This is a genomic window from Shewanella sp. SW32, from assembly GCF_025653365.1.
GTDB classification, from domain to species: domain Bacteria; phylum Pseudomonadota; class Gammaproteobacteria; order Enterobacterales; family Shewanellaceae; genus Shewanella; species Shewanella oncorhynchi.
Window position 1 is genome coordinate 1 of sequence record NZ_JAKKSJ010000069.1, and the last position, 10,554, is coordinate 10,554.

At 60.1% G+C, this 10,554-nt stretch carries 13 protein-coding genes; 4 read left to right on the plus strand and 9 right to left on the minus strand.

All coding sequences use genetic code 11. From position 1 onward, the window contains the following. The 4 genes from L5M28_RS23355 to L5M28_RS23370 form a co-directional block, all read left to right on the plus strand. Window positions 1–240: helix-turn-helix domain-containing protein (locus L5M28_RS23355; protein ID WP_411569193.1), on the plus strand; the 240-nt coding region annotated here is incomplete at its 5' end. A gap of 11 nt (window positions 241–251) precedes the next feature. Then, window positions 252–503 (plus strand): hypothetical protein, encoded by a 252-nt coding sequence (locus L5M28_RS23360; RefSeq protein WP_263204498.1) that lies wholly within the window; start codon window positions 252–254, stop codon window positions 501–503. A 26-nt stretch (window positions 504–529) separates the two neighbouring features. After that, window positions 530–880, plus strand: a complete 351-nt coding sequence (locus L5M28_RS23365; protein WP_263204499.1) for a hypothetical protein — start codon at window positions 530–532, stop codon at window positions 878–880. 151 nt (window positions 881–1,031) lie between these two features. Further along, a complete protein-coding gene (locus L5M28_RS23370; RefSeq protein WP_263204500.1) occupies window positions 1,032–1,235 on the plus strand; it encodes a hypothetical protein in 204 nt (67 codons plus the stop codon). 303 nt (window positions 1,236–1,538) lie between these two features. Here L5M28_RS23370 and trbE read toward each other — a convergent pair whose 3' ends face one another. The 9 genes from trbE to L5M28_RS23415 form a co-directional block, all read right to left on the minus strand. Continuing rightward, window positions 1,539–3,989 carry a conjugal transfer protein TrbE gene (trbE, locus tag L5M28_RS23375; protein ID WP_004883099.1) on the minus strand — a complete coding sequence of 817 codons (2,451 nt, stop codon included), beginning with the start codon at window positions 3,987–3,989 and terminating at the stop codon, window positions 1,539–1,541. Between the two features lie 11 nt (window positions 3,990–4,000). Next, window positions 4,001–4,273, minus strand: coding sequence for a VirB3 family type IV secretion system protein (locus tag L5M28_RS23380; protein WP_004883097.1), 273 nt, complete (start codon window positions 4,271–4,273; stop codon window positions 4,001–4,003). After that, the gene (locus L5M28_RS23385; RefSeq protein ID WP_128344167.1) at window positions 4,270–4,656 is read right to left on the minus strand and encodes a TrbC/VirB2 family protein; all 387 of its coding nucleotides are present in this window, start codon (window positions 4,654–4,656) and stop codon (window positions 4,270–4,272) included. The genes L5M28_RS23380 and L5M28_RS23385 overlap by 4 nt, the downstream gene beginning before the upstream one ends. Beyond that, the gene (trbB, locus tag L5M28_RS23390; RefSeq protein WP_206618399.1) at window positions 4,656–5,726 is read right to left on the minus strand and encodes a P-type conjugative transfer ATPase TrbB; all 1,071 of its coding nucleotides are present in this window, start codon (window positions 5,724–5,726) and stop codon (window positions 4,656–4,658) included. Before trbB ends, L5M28_RS23385 begins: the two co-directional genes overlap by 1 nt. Then, window positions 5,723–6,187, minus strand: coding sequence for a ribbon-helix-helix protein, CopG family (locus L5M28_RS23395; RefSeq protein WP_128344142.1), 465 nt, complete (start codon window positions 6,185–6,187; stop codon window positions 5,723–5,725). The genes trbB and L5M28_RS23395 overlap by 4 nt, the downstream gene beginning before the upstream one ends. Further along, complete coding sequence (locus L5M28_RS23400) at window positions 6,184–8,187, minus strand: conjugal transfer protein TraG (protein WP_128344140.1); 2,004 nt, start codon at window positions 8,185–8,187, stop codon at window positions 6,184–6,186. Before L5M28_RS23400 ends, L5M28_RS23395 begins: the two co-directional genes overlap by 4 nt. Window positions 8,188–8,421: 234 nt before the next feature. Beyond that, on the minus strand, window positions 8,422–8,697 hold the full coding sequence (locus tag L5M28_RS23405; protein WP_128344138.1) for an EexN family lipoprotein: 276 nt from the start codon (window positions 8,695–8,697) through the stop codon (window positions 8,422–8,424). Further along, window positions 8,694–9,638 (minus strand): LysR family transcriptional regulator, encoded by a 945-nt coding sequence (locus L5M28_RS23410; RefSeq protein ID WP_069455571.1) that lies wholly within the window; start codon window positions 9,636–9,638, stop codon window positions 8,694–8,696. The genes L5M28_RS23405 and L5M28_RS23410 overlap by 4 nt, the downstream gene beginning before the upstream one ends. A gap of 73 nt (window positions 9,639–9,711) precedes the next feature. Then, window positions 9,712–10,554 (minus strand): TolC family protein (locus tag L5M28_RS23415; RefSeq protein ID WP_263204501.1); only part of this gene is annotated, 843 nt, incomplete at its 5' end.

A 10,554-nucleotide genomic window follows, 5' to 3' on the forward strand; every position in this document is an offset into this window, starting at 1 on the left:
GCGTTTGAGGACGCTCATTTTCCGATTGAAGCGCCAGATCCAATCGCGGCGATTCAGTTTCGGATGGAGCAGCAAGAGCTTGAGGATGTCGATATGGTGCCATTTTTTGGGCAACGTAGCAGAGTGTCAGAAGTGTTAAACCGCCAACGCAAGCTAAGCCTTAACATGATCCGTAAGCTGAATGAGGGGCTTAAAATCCCGCTTCCTTGCTTGATCAAAGATTATCAATTAGCCAAATAACGGAATATAAAATGGAAACAACAACTAGATTATCAATCCATGAATCATTGCCATTCCCAGCGGCATATAGCACCGCTGATGGTGAGTCTGTCGTCACTGTAAATCAGGACGATTTAGAGGCTTTCGTCCGAACTCACAACCGACTTCACAAACAGCTTAAAATAAGCATTTTTGTTGTTGCGGTTTGTGTCGTTGCTGTTCTTGTTGGCGCTTATGAAATGGCTAACTTACCAAGTCAAGTGATTTACGTTCAACCGAAATAGAATAGCGGAAAATCGGAGTTTAAAAAATGTTAGATCCTGATATGCCAGAACCACAAGTTATCGAGTCATTGACGGGGTTTGTTGATGAAACTGAAAAGGCGATCAAATCGGCTAAAGAACTCGGTTATATGGGCGTGAGTGTTGGTCTTTCATTGGAAACCGCCTTAAATCTGGTTGAGGCAGCAAAGCGTTTTCAGGAACCAACATTTCTAGGCTTTCCGAAAAGTCTTGTTGAGGCATTTATTGAAAACGAGGCTGAGGCCGAATTGCCAGCACAGGTGGTTAATGCATACAGTGACTATATGACTGCTGAGCATGACAGTTGGGAGTCAAAAGCAGAGTTTTTTATTGATGAAGCTTTTGATGTTGAGAAGTAGGCAAACAGATAGCGGAAAATTTAATGATTATTGATGTGATTGAATCCTTTGATGGCGAAAAGCGGCTGGCAAGAGGCATATCTTTACTGCGGGTGAGGTTAGTCATATTCCAAATATGGAAACCATTGAAACACCAGATCGGAATCTAGGCATGGACTTTGAAGAAGCAAAAGAAATTCTGATTGCTAACTCTGTCGGCAGTAATGAGTACCATCAACTTCAAACATGGTCAGAGTTAGCAAGTGCCGCAGATTTTGAATGCCAATGTGCTCAAGACAGGTTGCGTCAGTTGGCAAAGGTAGAATCAGCGGCCTGTGGAGCCAGTCAAGAAAACCATCTAAAGAGTAGTTTGTAATTAATGTCCAAAATGTGGAGATTAGCCATTATGTCCGAGATAGAAAAAGAAAAAATCCACAACCAGTTTAACGGTGTAATGATTTGCATCATTGGAGCAATGGTCATTATTTCTTGCCTTTTTGCCAAAACAGTTTGGCAAGTAGCCCTTGGCGTAGTGGTAGGTCTCCCTATCGCAGTTTGTGGTATCTGGCTGGTACAGACCAATAAAGTGTATTGGTCTGTGAGCGATGGGTTTACGCCCAAAGAGCATGGGTCTGTTTATAGTAGATGCTCCAGTAAGCAACGGAATTTACACGGGTCTTCATGGCGAAATCTCCAGGGGTTGAGTAGCGAGGAAAGAAGCCGCCGACGGCGAGGACGGCAGCAGGTCGGCGGCCCAATCGAGGCCGCGATGGCGTAGCCACGCACCGGCGAAGCCGGGAGCGCCGGCCTGCGTCAGCACTCGGTCAATGTCGCGTTGGTCTTGCGGTGTGGATGCGCCCGAGAAGGCGAGCGCGGCTGGCCCCAGGTCGAGGTCGAACAGACGATTGCCCAGGCGCGATTGGTAGTAGTAGTCGCGCTTGGGCTGCGCGGTGGCGACGATTTCGATTTGCCGACTGTTGAGGCCAAAGCCCTCGTAGACCGTGCGAATCTGCGGCTCGGTCGCCTGCGGGTTGGGCAAGAAAATCCGGCTCGCGCAGCTTTCGATGATCGCGGGCGCGATGGTCGAATCCTTGATGTCGGCAAGCGACTGCGTGGCGAAGATCACCGACACGTTTTTCTTGCGCAGAGTTTTCAACCATTGCCGGATGCGTGCCGCGAAGGACGGTTCATCAAGGAATAGCCAGGCTTCATCGAGAATCAGCAGCGTGGGAGCACCGTCGAAACGTGCATCGAAGCGGGCGAACAAGTAGCGCAGCACCGCTTGCACGGCGGCGGGGCTGTGCATTAGCTCTTCCATCTCAAAGCCCTGCACGTCGCCGCTGCCGAGCCGGTCGCGGTCGGCATCCAGTAGCTTGCCGTGCGCGCCGCCCAGCACATACGGCGACAATGCCTGCCGCAGCGCGTTCGATTGCAGCAGCACCGAAAGCCCGGTCATCGTGCGCTGCTCCACCGGCGCACCAGCGAGGCTGCCGAGCGCCGACCAAATGGCGGCTTTCTCGTCGGGGCCGACGGTCACGCCTTCATGCAGCAGGCGGCCTTCGATCCACTCGGCGGCCCAGGTGCGATAGCCTTCGCTGTCGATACGGGCCAAGGGCTGAAAGGCAATGGCGCCGTCCGCGCCGAGGTCGTAGTGTTCGCCGCCCAGGCCCAGCACCGTCGCCCGCATGGATCGCCCCATGTCGAAGGCGAAGATGCGCGAGCCGCCATAGCGGCGGAACTGCAAGGCGAGCATCGCCAGCAGGACAGATTTTCCCATGCCCGTCGGCCCCGCGACCAGCGTATGCCCCACGTCGCCGATGTGCGTCACCAGCCGGAACGGCGTCGCGCCATCCGTGCGCGTGACGATCAGCGGCGGGCCGTCGAGATGGGCGTTTTTCTCCGGCCCAGCCCACACGGCGGACACCGGCATCATGTGCGCCAGATTCAGCGTCGAGACGATGGGCTGGCGCACGTTGGCATAGGCATTGCCTGGTATGGACGACAGCCACGCATCGACTGCATTTAAGGTTTCGGGGATGGTGACGAAGCCACGTCCTTGGATGACACGTTCCACCATGCGCAGCTTTTCGTCGGCTACGGCAGGGTCGTCATCGAACACCGTCACCGTGGCGGTGAGGTAGCCGAAGGCGACTTGATCGCTGCCAAGCTCTTGCAAGGCGGCATCCGCGTCGGCCGCCTTGTTGCTGGCATCCGTGTCCACCAGCGGCGATTCCTGCTGGAAGATGGTTTCGCGCAGTAGCGCAATGACATTCTTCCGTTTCGCAAACCACTGGCGACGCAGGCGGCCCAGCTCCTTTTCCGCCTCGGCTTTATCGAGGCAGAGAAACCGGGTACTCCAGCGATAGGCAAAGCCCAGGCGATTGAGGTCGTCCAGCAGGCCCGGCCAGGTCGAGGTCGGAAAGCCCCGCACCGACACCACGCGCAGATGCTGGTCACCCAGCATGGGCGCAAGGCCGCCGACTAGGGCGGAATCGGCCAGCAGTGCGTCGAGGTGGAAAGGCACCTCGGGCACGGCCAGCCGGTAGCGCCGCGTGGACACCGTGGCGTGAAGATAAGTCAGCGTCGCGGCATCGTCCAACCAGACGATTTCTGGCATCACGCCATCGAGCAGGTCGAAAACCCGATCCGTTTCTGCCAGGAAGGCGTCAAGCCGACCGCGCCAGTCCACACCATCGCCCGGCGCGTGCTCGTAGAGCAGCTTGGCTGCACGAGCGCGGGATTCCTCCGGCGGCAGATAGGCTAGCGTCAGGTGATAGCTGCTTTCGTAGTGGTTCCCCGATTCCTCAAAGGCAGCGCGGCGTTCTTCGTCCACCAGCCAGGACAGCGGTTCGGGAAAGTCGGAATGCGGATAGTCCGCGGCCGACTGGCGCTCGGCTTCCACGAACAGCGCCCAGCCCGAACCCAGCCGGCGCAACGCGTTGTTTAGCCGTGCCGTCGTGGCGATCAATTCGCCCTGCGTGGCGCTGTCCAGATCAGGCCCGCGAAAGCGCGCCGTGCGCTGAAACGAGCCATCCTTGTTCAGCACCACGCCCGGCGCGATCAGCCCAGCCCAGGGAAGCCAGTCGGCCAGCAAGGCGGGCCGCTGGCGGTATTCGGCAAGGTTAAGCATGGCGGCGTCTCCTACACGTCCAGCAGCGGCTTGTGCTTGATGTGCCGGGCGAAGACCTGCATGAACTGCGGATCGACCCTCGCGCCCCACACGGCCAGCGAGTGACCGACGATCCAGAGCACTACGCCAGGAATCCAGAGTTGCAGGCCCAGCCCGACGGCAGCGGCTAGCGTGCCGTTGGCAATCGCCACCGTGCGCGGTGCGCCGCCCATCAAGAGCGGCTCGGTCAGCGAGCGATGTAGCGGCACCTCGAAGCCGGCCGCGAAGCTATCCGGGCCACTCATACGACAGCCCCGCCGGAGAAGCTGAAGAACGACAGGAAGAACGAGGACGCGGCGAACGCGATGCTCAAACCGAACACGATCTGGATCAGCTTGCGAAAGCCGCCCGACGTGTCGCCGAAGGCGAGCGCGAGGCCCGTGGCGATGATGATGATGACCGCGACGATGCGTGCCACCGGCCCCTGAATCGACTCCAGAATGGATTGCAGCGGGCCTTCCCAAGGCATCGAGGAACCAGCGGCCTGCGCGGTTCCTGCCAGGAACAGTAGCAGCGCGGCGAGCATCAGCCCTTGCGTCGCAGGGCGGGCCAGGCTGTGGAGCCGCGCGAAGCCGGACTGATTGAAATGCGGATTTACGGAAACACGGAAAGCATGGGCGTGCGTCATCATGAAAGTTCTCCAGAAAGGTCGAGGGATGGGGAAGTCGCCGCAGTGGGTGCGGCATCGGGAAGTGGCGAAAGCTCGGGAAACGGCGCTTCCAGCGCGTCCGCCAGTTGGTAGCCCACGCCGTCGAATCCGACGACGCGGGCGATGCTCTCGATGCGGCGCTTGCGCCCGCGTCCGGCGATGTGGATCACCACGTTGACCGCCTCGGCGATCAGCGCACGTGGCGGATTCACTGCCACTTCGAGAATCAGTTGTTCCAGGCGCAGTAGCGCACCCAGCGCGGAACCCGCATGGATCGTGGCGATGCCACCGGGATGGCCGGTGCCCCACACCTTGATGAGATCCAGTGCCTCAGCTCCGCGCACTTCGCCGACGACGACGCGATCCGGGCGCAGGCGCATGGACGAACGCACCAGCTCTGTCATGGACACCACGCCGGCGCGTGTGCGTAGCGGAACGTGGTCGCGGGCCGCGCATTGCAGTTCCACCGTGTCTTCGAGCACCAGCACGCGGTCGCCCGTGGCGGCTATTTCGGCGAGCAAGGCATTGGCGAGCGTGGTCTTGCCGCTGCTGGTGGCCCCGGCGATCAGGAGGTTCTGGCGCTCGCGCACGGCGCGAACCAGAAAGCCCGCCTGGGCGGCGGTCATCATTCCTTCCACGACGTACCGCTCCAGCGGAATCACGCCGATAGCGCGCTTGCGCAATGCGAAGGCTGGCCCCGGCGCGGCGGGCGGCAAGATGCCCTCGAAGCGTTCGCCGGTTTCGGGTAGCTCGGCGGAGAGCAGCGGCTGGCCACGATGTACTTCCGCGCCGACGTGGGCTGCGACGAGGCGGATGATTCGCTCGCCATCGGCCTCGGGCAGTTCCACGCCCATCGGCGCGCGGCCCGACGACAGGCGATCCACCCAAAGTGTGCGATCGGGGTTGAGCATGATTTCCACCACATCGGCGTCTTCCAGCGCGGAGGCGATCAGTGGACCCATTGCTGTGCGCAGCATCTGGATGCGCCGGTCGAGTGAGGCCGCAGCAGGCGAGCACGGCTCGGGGCTGATCTGCGGTGCAGTGCTCATGAAGCACGCTCCTGCTCTCGGACGGCTGCCCCGGTCTCCTCCATTCGCATCGGGTCGGGATGCAGTTCCTCCACCACGTCGCGCACCAGACTTCGCCCGCGCAGCAGGTGGCGACCAAGCTGCTCGGTGAACTGCTCGAAGCGCGCCTTGCCCTGGGCGCGGGCCGCGTCTTGATGCGCTTCAGGCACCGGGGTGCTTACCGTCAGGTAGTAGCGGATGAACAATGCCAGCGTCTCGATGGCAATGTTCTGGTCGCGCTCAATGCGCTCGGCCTGGCGGGATAGCCGATCAAGGCGCTTAGCGATGGCCGCCTCCCGCTGGTCGGCGGCATCGGGCGAAAGCCATGATGCGAGTGCTGCCGCGACTATGGACGACTTGGACACGCCTTTCATGGCGGCCAGTTCGTCAAGCCGCCTTGCATGCTCGGGCTGGATAAAGAGATTCAGGCGGTAGTGACTCATAGCTCGATTCCGTCGTTAGGGTCGAGGGACACCAGCCGAGCCGAGCGCTGCATGGCCGGATCAAGCTGGCGAGGAAGGGGAAGTGGCGAGTCGTCGTCGTCATCGAACAGGCCGAGGTCGGTGGTGCTCATTGCCAGTTCGGGGTCGTATGCGACGGTTTCGTGAAGCTCTGGTTGGCGGCGTGGACCACCGTCGTCGGCCGATGCGCTGAAGCCTTCGGCGGCGTCGGCCGCTGGCGCGGCGGGTACAGCGGGCATTGGCAGGCCGCTCCAGTCGTCCGGGCGCAGTGGCGGCGTGTCGGCGTATCGGCCGTCCGCCAACACGGGCGGCGGCAGCACGCGTTGCTTGAAATTGGTGTCGTCGTAGTAGCGCAGCTTCGTAGCCTTGATCGGGGCCACGCTGGACACCATCACTACCGCCTTGTCAGGCGGAAGTTGCATCACTTCGCCAGGCGTCAGCAGCGGACGAGCCGTTTCCTGGCGGGACACCATCAGGTGCCCCAACCACGGCGCGAGCCGATGGCCTGCATAGTTGCGCTGCGCGCGCAGCTCGGTCGCGGTGCCCAGCGTCTCGGAAATGCGCTTGGCCGTGCGCTCATCGTTCGTGGCGAACGTCACGCGCACATGACAGTTGTCGAGGATCGAATGGTTCTGGCCGTAGGCTTTGTCGATCTGGTTGAGCGACTGCGCGATGAGGAAGCTGCGGATGCCGTAGCCCGCCATGAAGGCCAAGGCCGTCTCGAAGAAGTCGAGCCGGCCCAGGGCCGGAAACTCATCGAGCATCAGCAGCAGCTTGTGGCGGCGCTCGATGCCGTCGCTGCCGTCCAGTGATTCGGTAAGCCGTCGTCCGATCTGATTTAGGATCAAGCGGATCAGCGGCTTGGTGCGGCTGATGTCCGAAGGCGGCACCACCAAGTACAGCGACACGGGGTGCTCGGCGGAAATGAGGTCAGCAATGCGCCAATCACAGCGCGAGGTAACTTCGGCCACCGTGGGGTCGCGGTACAGGCCGAGAAACGACATAGCCGTGGACAGCACACCCGAGCGTTCGTTGTCCGACTTGTTGAGTACTTCGCGTGCCGCAGAGGCCACCACCGGATGCGGACCAGCGCCCAGGTGGGGCGTGGTCATCATCCGGTGCAAGGTCAGCTCGAAGGGGCTGGCCGGATCGGAGAGGAAGTTGGCGACACCGCGCAGCGTCTTGTCTTCGCCCGCGTAGAGCACATGCAGGATGGCCCCGACCAGCAGCGCGTGCGAAGTCTTCTCCCAGTGGTTGCGCTTCTCAAGCGCGCCTTCTGGATCTACCAGAATGTCGGCTATGTTCTGTACATCACGGACTTCATGTGCGCCGCGCCGAACCTCTAGCAGCGGGTTGTAGGCCGCCGACTTCGCATCAGTCGGGTTGAACAGCAGGCAGTGTGAATAGCGTGAGCGCCAACCTGCTGTGATCTGCCAGTTCTCGCCCTTGATGTCGTGGACCACGGCTGATGCAGGCCAAGAAAGCAGCGTCGGCACCACTAGGCCGACGCCTTTGCCTGAGCGCGTAGGCGCGAATGTCAGGATGTGTTCCGGGCCTTCATGCCGAAGGTACTTGCCATCGTGCTGACCGAGGAACACGCCGATCGGCTGCGTAAGGCCGGCTTTGCGAATGTCCTCCGTACTTGCCCATCGTGCCGAGCCATAGGTCGTGACTAGGCGTGATTGACGAGAGCGCCAGATCGACATGCAGACCGCGACCACCACCGCCAGCAAGCCACTGCCACCCGCTATGGCTCCGCCCGTGTCGAAAACGCGTGGCGCGTAGGCATCGAAGAAGAACCACCACTCAAACAGCTTCCACGGGAGGTAGACCGGTGTGCCGAGGAAATCAAACCAGGGGGTGCCAAGGCGTACCTGATAGCCGAGGGCTGCTGCAGTCCATTGCGTGGCGCCCCACACACCGGCGATCACGATGCCGAATACCACGGCTATCTGACCGAACAGCACATTCGTACCTTGCATAGCCCCGCCTCCAATCTCTCCTACGCTGATTCCCTTGGGAAACGCGGCTTAGAAACGTGCCGCAGGCGTCAGGATCGGTGCTGGCTTAGTGCCGGTCAAAGACCGTTTGGGGCAGAAAGGTCGAGAAGAAAGAATGAATTCGCGCTGTGTCCAGCCAGGGAATGACTCCGCAATCACAGGCGAACATCAGCGTGCCGAACAGAAAGTTCAGGCAGACTAGCGAATTGCTGAAATTCAGAACTTGGGGGATTCTTTAGGCGGTGTGTATGGTGTTTTTCCGTCACCGTAGAACCGCTTACGTGTTGCCTCCGCAACCCGGTCGCAAAGCAGGTCGCCCAAACTAGGCCGATCCGTCTTGCATTGCTGGCGCAACTGCTTGAGCTGCTCCGGGTCTGCCGCCAGCTCTTCTACGGTCGGGGTTTTCTTTTCTGCACTAGTGGCTTTATGCGGTTTCTCGGATTGGCCGCATGCGACTAGCAGTACAGCGATGAGCGGGATGGCGAGTTTCATGGCATCAATTCCTCCGGAAGATCGGGATTTCGGCTCTTTGTTGACCTAGGAAACTCTGGGAATTCGATGGCCTGTACGCGCTGGATGAAGCGTGCAAGCTCGTCAAACGGATCGCCTTCAAGTCGGAGCAGATAGGTCGTCAAAGGGGGTACGCGTGTCGAAAGCGGCCTCGCCACGACTCCTGGCTCTCGGGAGGCTGCAATTTGTGCAGCCCCTGTAATTCCGAGCGCAAAACCAGCGGATACCAACGCCATCATCAGGTCGAAAGTGGTAACCCGCTCGGCAATTAGAGGCTGCATTTCAGCCCGACTAAGTACTCGCTCAATGTGCTTGGCGTGGCCCTCGCATACTTGAGGATCGGACAGCACTAGCGGGTAGCGCAGCAGTTCATCCAGTGGAATGCGTTTGAGAGCCAGCAACGGATGCCGAGCTGGCAGCGCAACCATAAGCGCGTCAGTCCACGCGGGAAGTGCGACGATTCCATCCCCGACTTCGTCGGACTGTGCAAAACCGACGTCATACAGGTCGTCGTGAAGCCCTTTGATTTGTTGGGACAGTGGCACCTCGAAGAAGCGAATCTCGACCTCGGGCTCCTCCTCGCGACACAATGCCAATAGTGCTGGCAAGCGCAATAGTGTTGTGCAGTCTGACAAGGCGACGCGGAGTTGCCCATGAAAGCCATTCTTTGCCGCTTTCACGCAGTCCCGCGCCTGTTGCAAGGATGCAAACACCCGAGGAGCGTGCTCCATGAGCATCAACCCCGCTCGTGTCAATCTCGTGCTTCGTGTATTTCGAACAAATAGCTGCGCCCCTAGTTCCTCTTCGAGTTCTTTGATCGTGCGAGACAGCGGGGACTGCTCAATATGTAGTTTCGCAGCGGCGCGAGCGAAGTGGAGTTCCTCGGCGAGCGCCATAAAACAACGTAGATGTCGGATTTCCATGCGCCCCTGCCAATCGTTAATCTATTCAGTATTCAAGATGCGCTGCCTTGCTGCGTTCTTCCAACTCAAGGAGTCAGGGTGAAGACTGCAAATTCACATGCTCTGGCGAACCAGAAAGCGCCTTAGCGAGAACACCCCATTGCACTGCTGCTTCGGCGCGAGCACGGACCAGAGCCGCTCGCTGAGACAAGGTGCCACGCTCCGCTTCTGCGACAACGGTCGCGTCCACCTGTCCCGCTTCAAATAGGCGTCGGCTGCGGTCAAGGAGTCGATCAGCGACGGCAAGACCATCGACCTGATGCTGCAGGGAGGTCCGCTGGGTCTGCCAGCCCAGATAAGCGTTCTCCACATCCTGAAGTGCGAGCAACACCGTGCGGTCCAGGTCAGCTTGTGCGCCGCGACTGCGTGCGGAGCCCTCGTCGATTCCCGCTTGTATTGCGCCACCGTCAAGAATCGGGAGCGTCACACCCAAGCCCAAAGAGAAAATGTTCCCCGCCACACGGGTTCCGTTGTTCTCGAAGCGTTGGCGACCACCACTCAAATCGAGCACAAGTTTGGGGAACCGCTCGCCTTCTGCAGCGTTCCATCGCGCCGTCGCCGCCGCAAGGCGCGCCTGCGCGGCTCGGACGTCGGGGCGCTGCTGCAGCAACTCGCCAGGCACGCTTCGGGGAGTCCAATCGGGCATGGTGAGAGAGGCAAGCGCAGGACCGCTGCCAAGCGCCCCCGGAATCCGGCCAACGAGCACATCCAAGGCATGCGTTGCTTCGCCGCGTACGCGTCGCAACTGCTCTTGCTCCACCCGGAGGGCGATGACCTCGGAACGCGTGCGTTCAATGTCAAAGCCCGTAGCTTGACCTGCCTTGAACTTCTGCTCTGTCAGACGCTCAAGGCGCTCGGCGACTTGAAGTCGCTCTTT

Bases quoted from the DNA above. Each gene is read 5' to 3' on its own strand.
- L5M28_RS23380 (WP_004883097.1), bottom strand. From the start codon at position 4,273: ATGAGTGGCCCGGATAGCTTCGCGGCCGGCTTCGAGGTGCCGCTACAT.
- L5M28_RS23405 (WP_128344138.1), bottom strand. From the start codon at position 8,697: ATGAAACTCGCCATCCCGCTCATCGCTGTACTGCTAGTCGCATGCGGC.
- L5M28_RS23385 (WP_128344167.1), bottom strand. From the start codon at position 4,656: ATGACGCACGCCCATGCTTTCCGTGTTTCCGTAAATCCGCATTTCAAT.
- trbE (WP_004883099.1), bottom strand. From the start codon at position 3,989: ATGCTTAACCTTGCCGAATACCGCCAGCGGCCCGCCTTGCTGGCCGAC.
- L5M28_RS23395 (WP_128344142.1), bottom strand. From the start codon at position 6,187: ATGAGTCACTACCGCCTGAATCTCTTTATCCAGCCCGAGCATGCAAGG.
- L5M28_RS23370 (WP_263204500.1), top strand. From the start codon at position 1,032: ATGGACTTTGAAGAAGCAAAAGAAATTCTGATTGCTAACTCTGTCGGC.
- trbB (WP_206618399.1), bottom strand. From the start codon at position 5,726: ATGAGCACTGCACCGCAGATCAGCCCCGAGCCGTGCTCGCCTGCTGCG.
- L5M28_RS23360 (WP_263204498.1), top strand. From the start codon at position 252: ATGGAAACAACAACTAGATTATCAATCCATGAATCATTGCCATTCCCA.
- L5M28_RS23400 (WP_128344140.1), bottom strand. From the start codon at position 8,187: ATGCAAGGTACGAATGTGCTGTTCGGTCAGATAGCCGTGGTATTCGGC.
- L5M28_RS23410 (WP_069455571.1), bottom strand. From the start codon at position 9,638: ATGGAAATCCGACATCTACGTTGTTTTATGGCGCTCGCCGAGGAACTC.
- L5M28_RS23365 (WP_263204499.1), top strand. From the start codon at position 530: ATGTTAGATCCTGATATGCCAGAACCACAAGTTATCGAGTCATTGACG.